Annotated in this window: 18 protein-coding genes; 9 read left to right on the top strand and 9 right to left on the bottom strand. The window is 60.7% G+C overall.

The window, feature by feature from the left end; translation table 11 throughout:
- Complete coding sequence (locus tag EPK99_RS12700; protein ID WP_425374208.1) at positions 1-426, bottom strand: hypothetical protein; 426 nt, start codon at positions 424-426, stop codon at positions 1-3.
- 159 nt (positions 427-585) lie between these two features.
- Between EPK99_RS12700 and EPK99_RS12695 the strand changes: the two genes are divergently transcribed.
- Entirely contained in the window at positions 586-1,248 is a 663-nt protein-coding gene (locus EPK99_RS12695; RefSeq protein ID WP_128443460.1) for a trimeric intracellular cation channel family protein, read from the top strand.
- 26 nt (positions 1,249-1,274) lie between these two features.
- Here the strand turns inward: EPK99_RS12695 and irrA are convergent, their stop codons facing one another.
- Positions 1,275-1,691, bottom strand: coding sequence for an iron response transcriptional regulator IrrA (gene irrA / locus EPK99_RS12690; protein ID WP_128443459.1), 417 nt, complete (start codon positions 1,689-1,691; stop codon positions 1,275-1,277).
- 299 nt (positions 1,692-1,990) lie between these two features.
- Here irrA and fabA point away from each other — a divergent pair, with 299 nt between their 5' ends.
- From fabA to fabI, 3 genes are read left to right on the top strand one after another with little or no spacing between them, the layout of a single operon-like run.
- Positions 1,991-2,506, top strand: a complete 516-nt coding sequence (gene fabA, locus EPK99_RS12685; protein ID WP_128443458.1) for a 3-hydroxyacyl-[acyl-carrier-protein] dehydratase FabA — start codon at positions 1,991-1,993, stop codon at positions 2,504-2,506.
- Between the two features lie 51 nt (positions 2,507-2,557).
- Positions 2,558-3,781: a beta-ketoacyl-ACP synthase I gene (gene fabB, locus EPK99_RS12680; RefSeq protein ID WP_128443457.1), complete on the top strand. Its 1,224-nt coding sequence runs from the start codon at positions 2,558-2,560 to the stop codon at positions 3,779-3,781.
- A gap of 4 nt (positions 3,782-3,785) precedes the next feature.
- Positions 3,786-4,592: an enoyl-ACP reductase FabI gene (gene fabI / locus EPK99_RS12675; protein WP_128443456.1), complete on the top strand. Its 807-nt coding sequence runs from the start codon at positions 3,786-3,788 to the stop codon at positions 4,590-4,592.
- Between the two features lie 41 nt (positions 4,593-4,633).
- Here the strand turns inward: fabI and EPK99_RS12670 are convergent, their stop codons facing one another.
- The 7 genes from EPK99_RS12670 to EPK99_RS12640 form a co-directional block, all read right to left on the bottom strand.
- Positions 4,634-5,284, bottom strand: a complete 651-nt coding sequence (locus EPK99_RS12670) for a tetratricopeptide repeat protein (RefSeq protein WP_164901772.1) — start codon at positions 5,282-5,284, stop codon at positions 4,634-4,636.
- Positions 5,285-5,373: 89 nt separating this feature from the next.
- Positions 5,374-6,381 (bottom strand): class I SAM-dependent methyltransferase, encoded by a 1,008-nt coding sequence (locus EPK99_RS12665; RefSeq protein WP_128443454.1) that lies wholly within the window; start codon positions 6,379-6,381, stop codon positions 5,374-5,376.
- Positions 6,382-6,466: 85 nt separating this feature from the next.
- The gene (pnp, locus tag EPK99_RS12660; protein WP_128443453.1) at positions 6,467-8,599 is read right to left on the bottom strand and encodes a polyribonucleotide nucleotidyltransferase; all 2,133 of its coding nucleotides are present in this window, start codon (positions 8,597-8,599) and stop codon (positions 6,467-6,469) included.
- A 333-nt stretch (positions 8,600-8,932) separates the two neighbouring features.
- On the bottom strand, positions 8,933-9,202 hold the full coding sequence (rpsO, locus tag EPK99_RS12655) for a 30S ribosomal protein S15 (RefSeq protein WP_128443452.1): 270 nt from the start codon (positions 9,200-9,202) through the stop codon (positions 8,933-8,935).
- 177 nt (positions 9,203-9,379) lie between these two features.
- On the bottom strand, positions 9,380-10,309 hold the full coding sequence (truB, locus tag EPK99_RS12650; RefSeq protein WP_128443451.1) for a tRNA pseudouridine(55) synthase TruB: 930 nt from the start codon (positions 10,307-10,309) through the stop codon (positions 9,380-9,382).
- A gap of 18 nt (positions 10,310-10,327) precedes the next feature.
- Positions 10,328-10,729, bottom strand: a complete 402-nt coding sequence (gene rbfA, locus EPK99_RS12645; protein WP_128443450.1) for a 30S ribosome-binding factor RbfA — start codon at positions 10,727-10,729, stop codon at positions 10,328-10,330.
- A 150-nt stretch (positions 10,730-10,879) separates the two neighbouring features.
- Entirely contained in the window at positions 10,880-12,616 is a 1,737-nt protein-coding gene (locus EPK99_RS12640; RefSeq protein WP_128443449.1) for a methyl-accepting chemotaxis protein, read from the bottom strand.
- Between the two features lie 332 nt (positions 12,617-12,948).
- Here EPK99_RS12640 and EPK99_RS12635 point away from each other — a divergent pair, with 332 nt between their 5' ends.
- The 5 genes from EPK99_RS12635 to EPK99_RS12615 are packed head-to-tail and all read left to right on the top strand — an operon-like array spanning position 12,949 to position 17,896.
- Positions 12,949-13,278 carry an STAS domain-containing protein gene (locus tag EPK99_RS12635; RefSeq protein WP_128443448.1) on the top strand — a complete coding sequence of 110 codons (330 nt, stop codon included), beginning with the start codon at positions 12,949-12,951 and terminating at the stop codon, positions 13,276-13,278.
- The gene (locus EPK99_RS12630) at positions 13,275-13,643 is read left to right on the top strand and encodes a response regulator (RefSeq protein WP_128443447.1); all 369 of its coding nucleotides are present in this window, start codon (positions 13,275-13,277) and stop codon (positions 13,641-13,643) included. Before EPK99_RS12635 ends, EPK99_RS12630 begins: the two co-directional genes overlap by 4 nt.
- A complete protein-coding gene (locus EPK99_RS12625) occupies positions 13,640-15,652 on the top strand; it encodes a chemotaxis protein CheA (RefSeq protein WP_128443446.1) in 2,013 nt (670 codons plus the stop codon). The genes EPK99_RS12630 and EPK99_RS12625 overlap by 4 nt, the downstream gene beginning before the upstream one ends.
- Positions 15,649-16,164 (top strand): chemotaxis protein CheW, encoded by a 516-nt coding sequence (locus EPK99_RS12620; RefSeq protein WP_128443445.1) that lies wholly within the window; start codon positions 15,649-15,651, stop codon positions 16,162-16,164. The genes EPK99_RS12625 and EPK99_RS12620 overlap by 4 nt, the downstream gene beginning before the upstream one ends.
- Positions 16,165-16,186: 22 nt before the next feature.
- On the top strand, positions 16,187-17,896 hold the full coding sequence (locus tag EPK99_RS12615) for a methyl-accepting chemotaxis protein (RefSeq protein ID WP_128443444.1): 1,710 nt from the start codon (positions 16,187-16,189) through the stop codon (positions 17,894-17,896).
- The last annotated feature ends 147 nt before the right edge of the window (positions 17,897-18,043 follow it).

The following is an 18,043-nucleotide window of genomic DNA, read 5'->3' as shown; positions in this document are numbered from 1 at the left end:
TTACTTCTTGGATATCGTCACGAAGCGGCCGCCGCGAACCCGAACCATCATCTCGCAAGGGTTGGCGTCTAATCGGTCGCAGAAGCGCGGATGCATCTTCAGCACGAAGACCATATTGCCGAAGCGCTGGACGAAATCATAATCGTAGATCTGGGCGGTCGCGATCATGATGTAGCCGCCCTCCTTCACCTGCACATAGAAGTTGTGCGGGCAGCCATCCGCATTGCAAGCAGGACCACGCACCCCATCGCAGGTGAGTTCGCTGCTGTCGGACACCACATCGGTGATGCCGTCATTGTTGATGTCGAACCGCTTGATGAAGTTCGGGCCGAATTCAACGGTCTTGCAGCTTTCCTGAAAGTGCGCCTTCTCATAGACTTCCGGATCGCTGACCAACTGCTGCTGGGCCTTGGAAAGGGTCGGCATCAATACGAGAGCGATCACCTGTATGAACGCGATCAGGGGCATTTTCAAAAGAACCGTCCTCGCCAAAATCATCTGTTCATGGCACCGCCGCGTGGATGACGAAAGCCGCCATCCGCAGCTATTGTAGGAACGCGCACTTGTGCGACGCTGGAGGATGGAATGTTCCTGTTGATGGCTTTGGATTATGCCGGCGTCGGCCTGTTTGCCGCAACGGGAGCGCTCGCCGCATCTCGCAAGCAGCTCGACCTTATCGGCTTCCTGTTCTTTGCCGCCGTCACGGGGCTTGGCGGAGGTACAGTGCGCGACATCGTACTGGGCCGCACACCCGTCTTCTGGGTCATCGACCCCACCTATATCGTGATCTGCGCCATCACCGGCGTCTTCGTCTACCTTACGGCTCACTGGGTCGCGTGGCGCTACCAGCTGCTGATCTGGCTCGATGCCATCGGCCTTTCCGCTTATAGCGTGCTGGGTGCCGCCAAGGGGCTGGCTGCCACGGGCTCTCCGACGATCGCAATCGTCACCGGTGCCCTGACCGCGGCCTTCGGCGGAATATTGAGAGATCTGCTGGCAAATGAGCCATCGGTCCTGCTGCGGCCGGAGATCTATATCACTGCGGCAATCGCCGGGGCTGCGGGTTTCACTGCCGGTCATGCGCTCGGCCTGCCGCTCTATGTCAGCTCAGGTCTTGGGGCAGGGATCGCCTTCGCGCTGCGCGGCGGCGCGCTGCATTACGGCTGGATCCTGCCGCGCTACAAGTCACGGCCAGGACGCCATCCAGACGACGCCATCAAGGCGAGAAAGAAGAAGCGGGCGAGGTAGAGGCTCGCGGCCCAAAGGAACCGAAGTTAAGCTTTCTTTTCCCGCAGCCGGATGATGACATCGACATGGGCGATTTCCATGCCTTCCGGAGCCTCGGGAAGATTGCCGATCGCCAGGTTGCTGATCGGTATGTCCAAGACCTCGTTGCGGCCTTCGACGAAGAAATGGTGGTGGTCGGAAATATTCGTATCGAAATAGGTCCGCGCGCCTTCCACGGCGAGCACACGGATCATGCCGGCCTCGGTGAACTGGTGGAGCGTATTGTAGACGGTCGCCAGCGAAACAGGCACATCGGCGAGGATAGCCTCCTCGTGCAGTTCCTCTACGGTCAGGTGGCGATCACCCTTCGCAAACAGCAGCTCGCCCAGCGCTATACGCTGGCGGGTCGGGCGCAGACCGCAGTCTCGCAGTCTCGTCTCTATGTCCGCAATGGCATGCGCCATATGTCGTTCCGTCCCCACTGCTGCCTTGAAACCGTATCTTGACTTTCGGATATAACTTTTGCGCCAAAGACTTTCAATAGTTTCCCCAGCTGCCGCCGGCAGAGGCACCCGATTTAGCGAAATTTCCGCCTCCCGCCTCTGGTTTGCAGCCTCGGCTTCCTATATGCGGACGTGATTAACGCTGTTTCCACATGCCATTTCCATCCGCGTGGGACCAATGTAGTGCTTCAATATCAGGCGATCTTACTCTAGTGCTTGAAAACACCAGCCGTCAGCTTCAAGGGGGGAAACGGGAATATATGGCCAGCAGACAGTCCAGCTTCTCTTACGAAGAACTCATCTCCTGCGCGCATGGAGACCTTTTTGGGCAGGGCAATGCCCAATTGCCGCTGCCGCCCATGCTGATGGTTCACCGCATCACGGATATCTCTGAGATCGGCGGCACCTTCGACAAGGGCTATCTGCGGGCAGAATTCGACGTGCGCCCGGACGACTGGTATTTCCCATGCCATTTCGAAGGCAACCCAATCATGCCGGGCTGCCTCGGTCTTGACGGCATGTGGCAGCTCACCGGCTTCTTCCTCGGCTGGTTGGGCGAATTAGGGCGCGGAATGGCGCTTTCCACAGGCGAAGTGAAGTTCAAAGGCATGGTGCGGCCCCATACCAAGCTCCTGGAATACGGGATCGACTTCAAGCGGGTCATGCGCGGACGGCTGGTGCTCGGTACCGCGGACGGCTGGCTCAAGGCCGATGGCGAAACTATTTATCAGGCATCCGATCTTCGCGTCGGTCTGTCGAAGGAAAAGTCTGCCTGAAGACCGGCGCAACCGCCGACGGCAGGAACACGCAGGAAAAAGGTTGATCAGATGAGACGGGTAGTTGTCACGGGCCTTGGTATCGTGTCTTCGATCGGAAACGATGCCAAAGAGGTCACCGAGTCCTTGCGGCAGGCCAAGTCCGGTATTTCGTTCTCTCCGGATTTTGCGGATCACGGCTTCAAGTGCCAGGTTTGGGGCAAGCCCGATCTCGATCCATCCGAACTGGTGGACCGCCGCGCCATGCGCTTTCTGAGCCAAGGCGGCGCCTGGAACCACGTGGCCATGAAGCAGGCCATCGCCGATTCGGGCCTGGAGGAAAAGGACTACAGCCAGAACGAGCGCGTCGGCATCATCATGGGTTCGGGTGGCCCTTCCACCCGCACCCTCATTGAAGCAGCCGACATCACCATCAAGAACAACAGCCCCAAGCGGATCGGCCCCTTCGCCGTGCCCAAGGCCATGTCCTCCACCGCGTCGGCAACGCTTGCCACATGGTTCAAGATCCACGGCGTCAACTATTCCATCTCGTCCGCATGCTCGACCTCGGCGCATTGCATCGGCAATGCCACCGAGATGATCCAGTGGGGCAAGCAGGACATGATGTTCGCCGGCGGCCACGAAGATCTCGACTGGACCATGTCGAACCTGTTCGATGCCATGGGCGCCATGTCCACCAAGTACAACGACAATGCCGAACGGGCATCTCGCGCCTATGACGCGGACCGCGACGGCTTCGTCATCGCCGGTGGGGCCGGCGTGCTGGTGCTCGAGGAGCTTGAGCATGCCAAGGCGCGCGGCGCCAAGATCTATGCGGAAATCACCGGTTACGGCGCGACATCCGACGGCTACGACATGGTCGCCCCTTCCGGCGAAGGCGCCATGCGCTGCATGCGTCAGGCGCTTGCCACCGTGCAGGGCGAAGTCGATTACATCAACACTCACGGGACCTCGACACCGGTTGGCGATTCCAAGGAAATCGGAGCAATCCGCGAAGTGTTCGGGGACAAGATCCCGCATGTCCAGTCCACCAAGTCGCTGACGGGCCATTCGCTCGGCGCGGCCGGCGTGCAGGAATCGATATACGGCCTCCTGATGATGCAGGAACGCTTCATCGGGGAAAGCGCCCATATCGACCATCTGGATCCGGAATTCGAAGGCGTTCCGATCGTGCGCAAGCGCATCGACGACGCCAAGATCGATACAGTCCTTTCAAATTCATTCGGGTTCGGCGGCACCAATGCCACGCTCGTCTTCCAGCGCCATAACGGATAAATCCATGACAGGTATCATGCAGGGAAAACGCGGCCTGATCATGGGGGTCGCGAACAACCACTCCATCGCCTGGGGAATTTCCAAGGCGCTTGCCGCCCAAGGCGCCGAACTTGCCTTCACCTACCAGGGAGAAGCGCTTGGAAAGCGCGTCAGGCCGCTTGCGGCGGAGGTGAATTCGGACTTCGTGGTTTCCTGCGATGTCGAAGACATTGCTTCCGTAGATGCCACCTTCGACGCAATCAAGGAGCGCTGGGGCAGTTTCGACTTCCTCGTCCACGCGATCGGCTTTTCCGACAAGAACGAGCTGAAAGGCCTTTACGCGAATACAACACGCGAAAACTTCAGCCGGACCATGGTGATTTCCTGTTTCTCGTTCACGGAAGTGGCCAAGCGCGCCGCTGCCCTGATGAACAATGGCGGCTCCATGCTGACGCTCACCTATAACGGCTCGCAGCGCGTCATCCCCAATTATAACGTCATGGGTGTGGCCAAGGCGGCGCTGGAAGCGTCCGTCCGCTATCTGGCTGCCGATTACGGCCCGAACGACATCCGCGTCAACGCAATCTCGGCGGGTCCTGTGCGGACGCTTGCCGGCGCCGGAATTTCCGATGCCCGCGCTATCTATTCGTGGAACCAGCAAAACTCGCTGCTTCGTCGCACCGCGACGATCGAGGATATCGGCGGCTCGGCCGTCTACCTGCTCTCGGATTGGTCCCGCGGGGTTACCGGCGAGATCCACTATGTGGACTGCGGCTACAGCATGACCTCGATGCCGACGCTCGAGCGTCTGCGCCGGGCCGACTCGGAGTAAGCCAACGAAAGGCGTCATGCGGGGCTGCAAGCGGCCTCGCATCACTTCTGTTCAATTTCCAAAAGTTTGAGATCCTGCGGCGCCTGCGGATTTCCCTGCCTCACCGCTTCCTGCAGCAAACGACGCGCCCGAGTAGGGTCGCTGCTTCGGATGAGTTCCGCCAGCTTCACCTTCGCCCAGCCGTCATCTGTCTGCGGCAGGCTGATTTCGAAATACTCCCTGGCTTTCACCCTGTCCTGCGGCACACCTTCCCCGTCGAAATAGAGGAAGGCCAGCATGTGATAGGCCCAGATGTTTTTCCTTTGCGCGGCAAGCCTGTACCATTCGACGGCATCGGCGGGATTTGCCGTCACGGCAATCCCTTTCTGGTAGAACCAGCCGATCCGCAAAGCGGCATATCTGTCGCCGCCTGCTGCCGATCTGCGATACCATTCCAAAGCCGTCACGGCATCCTTTGCAACACCGGTTCCGTTCTCGTAGCAATCGCCCAGCTTATAGGCGGCGGCCGCATTTCCACGCTCGGCTGCGAGGCGATAGTAATGGGCGGCGAGGCGAAGATCGTCTTTCCCCTTGACCTTGTAGTTCCGATAGGTTTCGGCCGCGTTGAACCACTCCCAGGTGATCTGCGGGGGATCGGCACGCGCAACGGCGCTGCCGAGCACGAAAAGAAGGAATGCCACAATCCGCTTCATGCGCCGCCCCACGACCCAACCCTCTGCAACCATAGCTGGCGCTTAGGAAGAATCAATGCTTCAGGCGACGGAGGCTGAGGCGGATCAGGCTATTTCCGCGCCCACAGAACCTTGAAGCGGGCGTTGCGGCAGGTTTCGCCGCTCTCCCGGAACTCGGATGCGATGGCCGGCTCATAAGGCAGGCCGCGATTGGCGACCAGCATGAGCCGCCCGCCACTGCGCAAGGCTGCCGCGGCGGCACGAATCATCGCCTTGCCGATCTCTGGATCGGCTGCCTGAGACTCGTGAAAGGGCGGATTCATGACGACGAGATCGTATTTCTCCCTCGCCGGCTCCGTTCCCAGATCTTGCCAGAAGAAGCGCGCCTCAAGATCAGGGCAGTTGCGGGCAATATTCTTCTTGGCAAATTCCAGCGCGTGCCAGTCGGCCTCGAACAGATCGATCCGGTTCACGCGCGGCGACTTTTCCGCCAGCATGATGGAGAGATAGCCCCAGCCTGCGCCGAAATCGGCTGCATTGCCGTCGAAGTCCGTGGGAAGGCGCCCAGCCAGCAGCTCCGAGCCTCCATCCACACGGTCGTGGGAGAACATGCCCGGTGCCGCCTCATAGCGTCCCTCGAACACCACCGGCGGCTTCTTCAGCGCCGCAACGGCGGCATCGGCGTCGTCCGGCCGTGCCAGCCAGATGGCGACTCCATGGTATTTCGGCGTGTAGTCGAGCGTTATGCCCAGCTTCAGGAGCGTGGTGCGCACCGGCTGAATACCGTCTTCCTTGCCGCCGGCAATCACGATCATCCCGCCGGGACGAACCCGCTCGAGGGCCTCCGCGACGCGGTTCTCGTTCTCGCCCCGGTGCTTGCCGCACAATACCAGCGCACCATCGTAATCGCTGCCTTCGGCTTGCGGAACAGCGCCAGTCCCAAGACCCCGAAACAGCGGCCGGAAAGGCTGCACCATCGTCACCTCTGCGGCAAAACCTTCCGGTAGCGGCTGGCCCGCTTCAGCGCCCAGGAAAAGCACACGCTCACCCTCGCCTGGCATGGGGACGGCTTCGGTGGCAAAAGGATGGAACAGTGTCTTCAAGGCGTCGCGGCTCATGGCGGTGGTCTCGATCGTGGAACGTCGGATAAAGAAAAGGCGCGGAGAGCGTCCGCGCCTCGTTTCTCGTAAGGAAGAGGGAAGCTTACTCGGCAGCTTCACCTTCAGCCTTCTTGACTTCCTGGCCGGTCGCCTGATCGACAACCTTCATGGACAGGCGGACCTTGCCGCGCTCGTCGAAGCCCATGAGCTTGACCCAGACCTTCTGGCCTTCCTTGACCACGTCCTGCGTCTTTGCAACGCGATCGGAGGCAAGCTGCGAGATGTGGACGAGGCCGTCGCGGGCGCCGAAGAAGTTCACGAAGGCGCCGAAATCGGCCGTCTTGACGACCGTGCCTTCGTAGATCTGGCCGACTTCCGGCTCTGCCACGATGGAATGGATCCACTTGCGGGCAGCTTCGATCTCCTTGCCGGAGGAAGAAGCGATCTTGATCGTGCCATCATCTTCGATGTTGATCTTGGCACCGGTCTTTTCGACGATCTCGCGGATGATCTTGCCGCCGGAGCCGATGACTTCACGGATCTTGTCGACCGGGATGTTCATGACTTCGATGCGCGGTGCGAATTCGCCGAGCTGGCCACGGCCTTCGGTGATGGCATTGGCCATTTCGCCGAGGATGTGCTTGCGGCCACCCTGTGCCTGGCCGAGTGCGACCTTCATGATCTCTTCGGTAATGCCGGCGATCTTGATGTCCATCTGCAGCGAGGTGATGCCGTCGGCCGTACCCGCTACCTTGAAGTCCATGTCGCCGAGGTGGTCTTCGTCGCCGAGGATGTCGGACAGGACCGCAAAACGCTCACCTTCGAGGATGAGGCCCATGGCGATACCGGCTACCGGCTTGGCCAGCGGAACGCCGGCGTCCATCAGTGCGAGCGAGGTGCCGCAGACGGTCGCCATCGAGGACGAGCCGTTGGACTCGGTGATTTCGGAAACGACGCGCAGCGTGTAGGGGAACTGCTCAGGCGAAGGCAGCATCGGGCGAATGGCGCGCCATGCGAGCTTGCCATGGCCGATTTCGCGGCGGCCCGGGGAGCCCATGCGACCCGTTTCACCGACCGAATAGGGCGGGAAGTTGTAATGCAGCAGGAAGCGTTCCTTATACATGCCGGTCAGGCTGTCGACATACTGCTCGTCTTCGCCGGTGCCGAGGGTGGCGACAACGATCGCCTGGGTCTCGCCGCGGGTGAAGAGGGCCGAGCCGTGCGTGCGCGGCAGGATGCCGACTTCCGATACGATCGGACGAACGGTCTCGAGATCGCGACCGTCGATGCGGCTCTTGGTGTCGAGGATGTTCCAGCGGACGATCTTGGCCTGCAAGTGCTTGAAGACGGCGCCGATGACTTCGGCGGAATACTTGGGCTCAGCACCTTCGGGGAAGAAGTGGGCCTTGACCTTCGCCTTGACGGCGTCGACGGCAGCATAACGATCAGCCTTCTGAGTGATCTTGTAGCCTTCGCGCAATTCGGCTTCGAAATGCTGCAGCATTTCGGCTTCGAGGGCCGAATGATCTTCCGGCTGGAAGTCGCGCGGCTCCTTGGCAGCCACTTCGGCAAGCTTGATGATCGCGTCGATGACCGGCTGGAAGCCCTTGTGGCCGAACATGACGGCGCCGAGCATGACGTCTTCGTTCAGTTCCTTGGCTTCCGATTCGACCATCAGGACGGCGTCCTGGGTGCCTGCAACGACGAGGTCGAGGGTCGACTCGTCCATTTCGTCGAGATGCGGGTTCAGGACATATTCGCCGTTGATGTAGCCGACGCGAGCACCGCCGACGGGACCCATGAAGGGAATGCCCGAGAGCGTCAGTGCTGCGGAAGCGGCAATCATGGACAGGACGTCGGGATCGTTCTCAAGGTCGTGCTGCACGACGGTCACGACGACCTGGGTGTCGTTCTTGTAGCCTTCCGGGAAGAGCGGGCGGATCGGGCGGTCGATGAGACGGGAAACAAGCGTTTCCTTCTCGCTCGGACGGCCTTCGCGCTTGAAATAGCCGCCTGGGATCTTGCCGGCTGCGTAGGTCTTTTCCTGATAGTTGACGGTGAGCGGGAAGAAGTCCTGGCCCGGCTTCGGCGACTTTGCCGATACGACGGTCGCAAGAACGACGGTTTCACCGTAGGTAGCGAGAACCGCACCGTCTGCCTGGCGGGCGATCTTGCCCGTTTCCAGCTTCAGCGGGCGGCCTGCCCATTCGATTTCGACTGAATGAGTATTGAACATCTCTTGTCCTTCAATGCGGGAGCATAGGCATCGCCGATAGCCGGCGCAGCCTACAGTCGACCGCAATCATGCGACACATCACGGGCAAGACAACGGGAGGCTTTGCGTTGCGGCAGCTCCTGGGAAGCGCCGTGGCCAAGCCTTGCGAGGCTCAGGCCAAAAGCATCCGGCAATCCTGCCCCATGACAGGTCAACGGTTGTATGGCAGTCCGGCCCATCCGGATCTGCCGGCATTCTCGCCACGCGTGAGCGGCGCGGCGGCAAGCAATTTCATCGGGCGGAGCCCGAAAAGACGTCCGGCGGGCCTGCGATCAGGCCCGCCGGACGACGTCATTAGCGGCGGATGCCAAGGCTGCCGATCAGCTTGGTGTAGCGGCCTTCGTCCTTCTTCTTGAGATAATCAAGAAGCGAGCGACGGCTGGAAACCATGGTCAGAAGGCCACGACGGGAGTGGTTGTCCTTCTTGTGATCCTTGAAATGACCGGTCAGGTTGTTGATGCGCTCCGTGAGGATAGCGACCTGAACTTCCGGAGAACCGGTGTCGCCTTCCACGGTTGCGTATTCCTTGATGAGGGCGGCTTTGCGCTCTGCAGTGATCGACATCGGATGATCCTTTCGATGACAGGAAATGGGACGCCAAAGGCCGGGATGTCGTCCAGCATTGGCCATGAAAGCAAGATGGCGCGTTTAGGCAGCCTCTATGCTGGCGCTGCCTATAAACCAAATGCACGGCAATGGAAAGAGCGGATGTTTATGCCTGGAACAGGCTCGGCTGACAGCTCAGCCGAAAACCCGCTTCGGACGGAACTCGCCCTGGTCGATCTCACCGATCGCGACCAACTTGCCGCGAGCCGTCGCATAAACTTCCGCTTCGGCGATAGGGGCGCCGTGTCCGCGCAGGATGACCGGATTGCCCATCTTGAGGCGATATGCCTGGTCGTCGCTGACTAGCAGATGAGTGAGGTTGGAGAGGGCTTCCGCCGTATCGATCAAAAAGGCATCGAGGGCAGCCAGACGCTCGTCGCGATCCTCGATCGCCTCCAGCGCCACGAGTTCAGCCAGCGGCACCATCTTGTCTTCACCGAAGGGGGCGACAAAGGTGCGGCGCAGCTCCGAAATATGACCGTGGCAGCCGAGGTCCCGGCCAAAGTCGCGGGCAAGTGCCCGCACATAGGTGCCCTTGCCGCATTCCACCTCGAAATGTGCCTTGTCGCGCTCGACGCCCAGCAAGGTCAGCCGGAAGATTTCGACTTCGCGGGAGGGGATTTCCACCGTCTCGCCATCGCGGGCAAGGTCATAGGCACGCTCGCCAGCGATCTTGATCGCCGAAAACTGCGGCGGGATCTGGTTGATCGTGCCGGTATAGCTCGGCAAGAGGGAGCGGATATCCTCTTCCGCCGGTCGCTGGTCGGAGGCCGCGGTTACCTCGCCCTCGAGATCGTCGGTCGAGCGCTCCTCGCCCCAGGTGACGGTGAACTCGTATATCTTGCGACCGTCCATGACGTAAGGAACCGTCTTGGTGGCGTCGCCAAGTGCGATCGGCAGCATGCCGGAGGCCAGGGGATCGAGCGTACCGGCATGCCCGGCCTTCTGAGCGTTGAACAGCCACTTGATCTTGGACACGGCTTCCGTGGAGCCGAAATCGACCGGCTTGTCGAGAATAAGCCAGCCGGAGACCGGGCGACCTTTAGGTTTACGAGGTTTGGACATGAATGCTCTTGGCTGTTCTTATTCTTCGGTGTCGCCTTCGAGATCCCGCTGGACCTCGGGCAAGCGCAGCAGCTGGTCGATCTTCTTGTAGTTGTCGAAGCTGGTGTCGTCGCGGAAGCGGACTTCCGGCATGTATTTCATCTGCCGAAGCTGGCCGCTCAAGCGGCCACGGATGAATTTGGCGTTCCGGTTGAGAGCCTCGATCACGGCGTCATGGTCGGGCAGGCCAAGCGGCGTCACATAGGCTGTGGCGATCTTAAGGTCCGGCGACATACGCACTTCTGAGACTGAGATCACCGTCTTCTCGATCAGGTCGTCGCGCACTTCACCGCGCTGCAGAACCTGGGTGATGGCGGCGCGGACCTGCTCGCCAATGCGAAGCATGCGCTGTGAAGGCGCCGAGGATGTTGCTTTTGTCATTTGTTTCTCTTGTCGAGCACCGCCGGGGATCGTCCCGCATCGCGTGCTTCATCAGCAAAGGCGGTCACATGCCGCAGCCGGCCTCAAAGGTCAAGGCAGGAGGAATAAGAATATGCCGGCGCCGCATGCTCGAACCCGATCCGTTGCGGTTCAGAATAGTGCATCGTCGATGTCGTCGTCCGTCATCACCGCCGCAAGGACAGGAGCTTCGGTCGGGGGCGCGGTGCCCATGACCCGGGCATGCAGTTCCCGTTCCGAAACCATGGTGTAGAGGCGTCCGATGCGGGTTCCAAGATCCGCAAGCGCCTGATCGAGGCCCGGCGCCTCGCGAACTTCACCTGCGTCGGCAAATTCGTCGGCGCAGGCACGCAGCACGTCGCCAAGCTCGGCATTGAAATCGAGCCTTGCGAGGGAGCGATCCATATCGCCGATGGCTGCCTCGCTCTGGGTCGCAAGCGCATCCATCTCCGTATCCATGCGGTCGCCGACGGCCCGGATGCTGGCCATGGCTTTTTCAAGGCGATGATCGAGCGAGGAGTCCTCACTGCCTTCTTCCGCTTCGTTGAGCTTGCAGGCAGCCGTCTCCAGTGTCTGCAACTCGGCCAGGATCTTGTCGGCGGTCTGGTCCAACAGAGCCGCGAAATTGCGCAGTTCGGCAGTTACCACATTGATTGCCCTGCCTTCCTCGCCGATCTTGCTGCAGCGCAGATTGGTATTGAGCGCCATGTAATGAATGTCGGTGCGCACCAGCTGAACGACGCCAATGCCCTGGAGCAGTTCCCTCACCGTATCTGCCGTCTTGCGGCTGAGCTCGGCCGCCTCATGTGCCACTGCTTCAATTTCCCGAACGGCGCTACGAGCAGCCCCGACGCCATTTTCCAGCTGCCGCATGGCATTGTCGCCGGCATCGTCCTCCCCCTGCCCCATGTCCCGGCGAAGGGCGTCGATCTGCATCAGGTCGGCGCGGAAGCTCGCGACAGTGTCCACGATCTTGCCGGTATCTCGGTCGAAATCGTCGATCGACTGGCTCAACTGAAGCGACACCAACTCCCTTATGATCTGCGTGAGGCTGTCGCGCTGTTCATCGTCGAGCGCGCCTATATCCGGCGACTGCAGGTATTCGTCGAGGATCTGGAGGCTTGATTGGCAATGCTCGATGCGCTGACGGGTGATGTCGCCCACCTGCATGGCAGAAAGCGTGGAGGCAAGCTTGCCCTGGATGCCCTTGGCAATGGCCCGGACGCTTTCGGCGCGCTGCATCAGCACCCGTCGTTGCTTGCCGATCTCGACGCCGCCGCCCGACAAGCCGGCCACGATCCGCGGGATCGTCTGGTCGTAGCTCTGAATGATCTTCTGGCCCTTCGCCCGGATCGGTCCGAGACCGCTGCCCAAATGGTGCAGCTTGGCGGAGAAATCGTTGACCTGCCGCGTCCCGTCCTGAATCCTTTGCAGGATTTCCTCGGCAAAACCCGCGAAATCCGGAACGCCGGCGCCGGTGATCTTGGCGGTGACGGCAAAGGTCCTCAGATAGCGCAGCGTCTCCTGCATATCGTCCACCTGCGGACGCAGGTTCTGTTCGGCGCTTGCAATTTCCTGGAAGCGGGCCTGGCGCGCGGTTTCTATCGTGCTGAGCTCGGAAAGATGGGCAACCGTATTTTCCAGCTCCGCCATGGTGGCATTGGCGGTTTCTTCGTCGAGCGAACCCGTCACCTGGTCCAGTGAAGCGACCAGCTTGTTCAGCACGTCGAGAATGGACAAAAGGGCGGCGCCGCCCTCCAGGAAACGCTCCTCGATGCGCGAGCGCGCCACCTCCATCCGTTCCACGAAGGGTGTCGATGCGCCCGAAGCATCCACGACTTGTCTTAGTACCGCTGCCGTAACCGCCACCTTGCCCAAACCCCTTCGACCAACCGTCTGCTGCCGTCCCGATAGTGCCCAGGCGGCGCTTCCCTGCTTGTTTCGTTTTGGAACAGTCTGCCTGTGAAGACGCAGCCATTCTCTTGTTTGCGAATTCAGTCTGCAGTTGTGCGGTTAATTGGAGACGAACGGGAAAAGGCTTTCATTAGCCGTGGTTAATTTTGCCTCGCCAGCAAAAGTAAAAATCGAAATGCAACATATACAGAATGAAAACTTACGCAGTGGAATTAAGTACCCATTAACTCTCTAAGATCATATTCGCCAAGCTATTTCAGGATTTTCGGATGTTTCTCGGAGTATTCATGACCACTTCGACCTTTACAGATAATCATTTTTCGCTTCCGCCAAATGCAACACTTCGGACGATCACCACTATTCATCAGGATCTTCTTGAGTTTGTGGCGCACAACGACGCGACAGTCGTCGAATTCGCGCCCGACTCGCAGATCGACATCAGCATCCTTCAACTTCTGGAGGCTGCCCGGATCTATGCCGGCACGGGCGGCAAGGCGATTGTACTTGCCAAGCCTGCGACGGGTACGCTTCTCGATACCTTGCGCCGGAGCGGCTTCCTGGAAGGCATGTCCAACGACGACGCAAACTTCTGGCTTCATCAAGGGGAAATTCAATGAGCGCCAACATCCTGACGGTCGATGACTCTGCGAGCATCCGCCTCACGACCCGAGTCGCGCTGAGCAATGCAGGCTATCAGGTCACCGAGGCCGTGGACGGCGTCGATGGTATCGCAAAACTGGGCGGCGGCGAGTTCGACCTGATCGTAACGGATCTCAATATGCCGAACATGGACGGGCTGACGATGATCCGGGAACTGCGCAAAATGCCCGCTCATATGGGCGTGCCAGTGATCTTCCTGACGACCGAGTCCGACGGCGAGATCAAGCAGCAGGCCAAGGCTGCCGGCGCGACGGGGTGGCTCACCAAGCCTTTCGATCCTGAAAGCCTGGTCAAGATCGTGCGCAAGGTTCTCGGTCGATGAGTTTTCCAGATCCCATCGCTGTCTTTAGAACGGAAGCTGCCGAGCTTCTGGAGCAGGTCGAGGCTGGTCTCCTCGACCTCAACGTCAATCTCGGCGACAAGGATCAGATCGACGCGGTGTTCCGCGGCCTCCATACGCTGAAAGGCTCCGGCGCCATGTTCGGCTTCGAAGCGCTTGCTGCCTTCACGCACCACTGCGAAACCGCCTTCGACCGCGTCCGCAAGGGCGAGGTTCCCGCCACCCAGGCGCTGGTGACGGCGGTTTTGGATGCGAAGGACCATATGCGAGCACTTGTCGAAACACCTTCCGGCGATCACGAAGCACGAAGCGAATATCTTCTGGCTTCGCTCCGGCAGGCCGTCGAAGGCTCGGACGGAAACGCTTCTCCCGCTGCTGCCGGACCGGCGCTCACCCTTTACAAGATACGTTTCAGCCTGCCGCAGAATGCAATGGCGAACGGCACCAACCCGCTTCCGCTGCTCGACGAACTGCGCGAACTGGGCGAATGTCGCATCGTCGCCGACCGGTCGGGCATTCCCTCGCTCGACCAACTCTTCCCGACAGACCTGCATCTTTCCTGGAGCGTCGAGCTCCTGACCGCCCAGCCCCGCTCGGCGATCGAGGATGTGTTCATCTTCGTCATGGACGAGATGGAGCTAGAGATTGCGGCCGAACAGGCGTCTGCACCCGCTGTAACACCGGCCCCGGTTGAAGCGGTTGCCAGCACCCCTTCGGCTCAGCCGGTTTCCGAGGCACCGGCCCCCGTCCAGCCCCCCGCCCCTGCCACTGCGCCTGTGCCCGCTGTCGTTCCTGTCGACGCCAAATCCTCGAAGGCCAGCGAGAACGTTCGCGTGCCTGCCGAAAAGCTCGACGAGCTGATGGACCGGGTCGGCGAACTGGTGATTGCGCAGTCCCGCCTCAGCCAGCTTGCCGGAGGTAGCGGCGATCTGCAGCTTCGCGCCGTCTCCGAAGATGTCGAGCGCCTGTCCGGCGAACTGCGCGATACGATGATGGTGCTGCGGATGGTCCCCGTCGCTCACCTGTTCGGTCGTTTCCGCCGTCTGGTGCACGACCTTGCCCACGAGACCGGCAAGACGATCGAGCTTGTTACGGAAGGCGAGACGACCGAAGTCGACAAGAGCGTGATCGAGCGCCTGGCTGATCCGCTGGTTCACCTCGTGCGCAACTCCTGCGACCACGGACTGGAGCCGCCGGAGGAGCGTATTGCCGCTGGCAAGGACGGCGCAGGGCATATCTCGCTGTCCGCCCGCCAGCAGGCCGGCGAAGTGATCATCACCATCAAGGATGACGGCCGGGGCATCAACAAGGAGCGAGTGCGCGCCAAGGCAGAATCCTCCGGGCTGATCCAGCCCAATGCCAGCCTGACGGATCAGGAACTCTACCAGCTAATCTTCCAGCCGGGCTTTTCCACGGCACAGACCGTCACCAATCTGTCCGGGCGCGGCGTTGGCATGGACGTGGTGAAGCGCACGATCGACGCACTGCGCGGCACGATCAATGTGGCAAGCCATCCGGGCAAGGGCTCGGAGATCTCGCTGGCGATCCCGCTGACGCTTGCCATCATCGACGGCCTGCTCGTGCGGGTCGGCAGCGGTCGCTACGTCATTCCGCTCTCGGCGGTCGAGGAATGCCTCGAACTTTCCATTGAAGAGGATATGCGCTCGCGCGGCCGCAGCTTCATATCGCTGCGCGACAGCCTCGTTCCCTTCATCCGCCTGCGCGACCTCTTCCGAACCGGCACGAAGCCCGATCCTTTCCAAAAGGTCGTGGTCATTTCAACCGGCTCGGAACGGGTAGGCCTCGTGGTCGATCAGATCATCGGCGACCACCAGACCGTCATCAAGGCTATGTCCAAGCTGCACCACGACGTCGCGACCTTCTCGGGCGCGACCATACTCGGTGACGGCGACGTGGCGCTCATTCTGGACGTCGGCCACCTTGTGGCTGAAGGACAGCAACAGGAGGCGCATTTGCGCGCAGCGGGATGAACGAAGCGGTCAGAAAACTACCCGAGGGGCTTTGGGGCGGGCGCGAGGAGTTGGAGGTCCTGACCTTCGACATCGCCGGCGAAGTCTTCGCCTTCGAAGCCTTCATCGTTCAGGAGATCCTGGACCTTCTGCCGGAAACCATGGTGCCCGGAGCCAAGGCCTTTCTCGGGAGCGTCATCAATTTTCGCGGCAAGGTCATCCCGCTCGCCGATATCACGCTTGCCTTCGGAATGGAGGCGACCAAGCCCACCATCGACAGCCGGATCATCGTCATCGCGATCGAAGTCGAGGGCGAGCCGGTGCTGGTCGGCATCCGCACGGACAAGGTCCACGAAGTGACGACGCTGCTGCGCGCGGCGGGGGAAGCCCCACCGAGCGTCGGCATGCGCTGGCGCCCGGATTTCATAGATTGCCTGGTGAAACGCGGAAGCGAATTCATCATCGTTCCGAACCTCCAGGCAATTTTTACTGCACAACATGATCGCGGCGGAAACGGCCATTCCCGCGGCTGACACCCATCGACGGAGACGAGACATGCGCGCATCGATCAAACTCAAGCTGGCCTCGGCCTTTGGCTTCATCATCCTGATGCTCGTCGTCACGGCGGGCTATGGCATTTACAGCCTCGGCAACCTGAACGATGCGCTCGGCAACGTCATCCAGGGACCTGCCGCGCGGCTGAAGCTCGCCCAGCGCCTCAGCAATGATCAGCTGCAGCAGATCCGCCAGCAGAAGAACATCTTGCTTTCGGCCACTCCGGCCGAGATTCAGGGCTATACCGCCAAGAGCGACGATGCGCGCCGCGATTTCGCCGAAAACCTGAAGGCGGTGCAGTCCCTGGCGACGGAACAGGGCAAACCGCTTTGGGACAAGCTCGATACGCTCAGCGCCGCTTTCCGCCAGCATGACGATGTCATCCGCAAGATAATGTTGTCCGGCGATGCGGCCGGCGCCCTGAAGGTTTCGACCAACGAGGCCCGCGCTGTCACCAATGACATCGACGCCCTGCTGTCGGATGTGGTCAAGCTCGAGGAAAGCCGTCTGGACGATGCAGACCAGCAGGCCGATCTTGATTATGCCCAGACGCGTATGATCATGATTTCCGTGGCCGGCACCGCACTGATCATCGCCGCGCTCTTCGCCTTGTGGATCGCCGTGAATATCAACAAGGGCCTTCGAGGCGCCGTCCAGGCCGTCCAGAACGTCGCCGACGGCGATCTCACCCGCTTCGCCCCCATCAACAGCCGGGACGAGATCGGCGATCTGCTCGGCTATGTGAACACGATGATCGAACGTCTGCGAGGCGTGGTCGGCGATGCGCTGGCCGCTTCCGACAACGTCTCCTCGGGCAGCCAAGAACTGTCGGCAAGCGCCGAACAGCTGAGCCAAGGTGCGACCGAACAAGCGTCGTCCGCCGAAGAAGCCTCTGCCTCGATGGAACAGATGGCGGCTAATATCAAGCAGAACGCCGACAACGCGGCTCAGACCGAGAAGATCGCCCGCCAGTCCTCGCGTGATGCCGAGACGTCCGGCCAGGCCGTAAACAGAGCCGTCGGTGCCATGCGTACGATCGCCGAAAAGATCTCCATCGTTCAGGAAATCGCCCGCCAGACCGACCTTCTCGCCCTGAATGCTGCGGTCGAAGCGGCGCGTGCCGGCGAACACGGCAAGGGCTTTGCCGTCGTCGCGTCCGAAGTTCGCAAGCTTGCCGAGCGCTCGCAGACGGCCGCTGCCGAAATCAGCTCACTGTCCGGCGAGACTGTCCAAGTCGCAACCGAAGCCGGCGAAATGCTGAACCGCCTGGTGCCGGATATCCAGAAGACGGCTGAACTCGTTTCGGAAATCTCTGCTGCTTGCCGCGAACAGGATATCGGCGCCAGCCAGATCAACGAAGCCATCCAGCAGCTCGACAAGGTGACGCAGCAGAACGCTGGCGCATCCGAGGAGATGTCTGCGACATCCGAAGAGCTCGCCTCCCAGGCAGAGGAACTGCAAGCATCGATCGCCTTCTTCCGGGTGGAGCAGTCCTCCGGTGGTGGAAAGCCGGCTAAGCGTGCTGTTCCGCAATCGGCGAAATCTTCCGCCAAGCATGCCCCCGCCAAGACGGCCTATGCTCGCCCTGCCCAGCCGCGCAAACCGGACCAGTCCGTATTCAGCCAGCAGAAGCGCGCCAAGGGCTTTGCGCTCGACATGTCCATGGGCGGACCCGACCATGACGACGAGGATTTCCGCGAGAGCGCCTGAGGCGCCACAAGATCGATGTCGGGCTTCATAAGTCCGGCATTCCGCCGCCGTGTGTATGCGACGACGTCATGCCGGTTCTCCGGCCGAATAGATGAGTGAATGTTCGCTTGTCTGTTTTTTGGTCACTTCCGACACCCGGAAGTGAAG

Source organism: Neorhizobium lilium, from assembly GCF_004053875.1.
In the GTDB taxonomy this organism is placed as follows: domain Bacteria; phylum Pseudomonadota; class Alphaproteobacteria; order Rhizobiales; family Rhizobiaceae; genus Neorhizobium; species Neorhizobium lilii.
Note: the sequence above shows the minus strand (reverse complement) of the source record. Positions and strands in the feature narration are given on the sequence as shown.

Bases quoted from the DNA above. Each gene is read 5' to 3' on its own strand.
- EPK99_RS12700 (WP_425374208.1), bottom strand. From the start codon at position 426: ATGCCGACCCTTTCCAAGGCCCAGCAGCAGTTGGTCAGCGATCCGGAA.
- EPK99_RS12695 (WP_128443460.1), top strand. From the start codon at position 586: ATGTTCCTGTTGATGGCTTTGGATTATGCCGGCGTCGGCCTGTTTGCC.
- irrA (WP_128443459.1), bottom strand. From the start codon at position 1,691: ATGGCGCATGCCATTGCGGACATAGAGACGAGACTGCGAGACTGCGGT.
- fabA (WP_128443458.1), top strand. From the start codon at position 1,991: ATGGCCAGCAGACAGTCCAGCTTCTCTTACGAAGAACTCATCTCCTGC.
- fabB (WP_128443457.1), top strand. From the start codon at position 2,558: ATGAGACGGGTAGTTGTCACGGGCCTTGGTATCGTGTCTTCGATCGGA.
- fabI (WP_128443456.1), top strand. From the start codon at position 3,786: ATGACAGGTATCATGCAGGGAAAACGCGGCCTGATCATGGGGGTCGCG.
- EPK99_RS12670 (WP_164901772.1), bottom strand. From the start codon at position 5,284: ATGAAGCGGATTGTGGCATTCCTTCTTTTCGTGCTCGGCAGCGCCGTT.
- EPK99_RS12665 (WP_128443454.1), bottom strand. From the start codon at position 6,381: ATGAGCCGCGACGCCTTGAAGACACTGTTCCATCCTTTTGCCACCGAA.
- pnp (WP_128443453.1), bottom strand. From the start codon at position 8,599: ATGTTCAATACTCATTCAGTCGAAATCGAATGGGCAGGCCGCCCGCTG.
- rpsO (WP_128443452.1), bottom strand. From the start codon at position 9,202: ATGTCGATCACTGCAGAGCGCAAAGCCGCCCTCATCAAGGAATACGCA.
- truB (WP_128443451.1), bottom strand. From the start codon at position 10,309: ATGTCCAAACCTCGTAAACCTAAAGGTCGCCCGGTCTCCGGCTGGCTT.
- rbfA (WP_128443450.1), bottom strand. From the start codon at position 10,729: ATGACAAAAGCAACATCCTCGGCGCCTTCACAGCGCATGCTTCGCATT.
- EPK99_RS12635 (WP_128443448.1), top strand. From the start codon at position 12,949: ATGACCACTTCGACCTTTACAGATAATCATTTTTCGCTTCCGCCAAAT.
- EPK99_RS12630 (WP_128443447.1), top strand. From the start codon at position 13,275: ATGAGCGCCAACATCCTGACGGTCGATGACTCTGCGAGCATCCGCCTC.
- EPK99_RS12625 (WP_128443446.1), top strand. From the start codon at position 13,640: ATGAGTTTTCCAGATCCCATCGCTGTCTTTAGAACGGAAGCTGCCGAG.
- EPK99_RS12620 (WP_128443445.1), top strand. From the start codon at position 15,649: ATGAACGAAGCGGTCAGAAAACTACCCGAGGGGCTTTGGGGCGGGCGC.
- EPK99_RS12615 (WP_128443444.1), top strand. From the start codon at position 16,187: ATGCGCGCATCGATCAAACTCAAGCTGGCCTCGGCCTTTGGCTTCATC.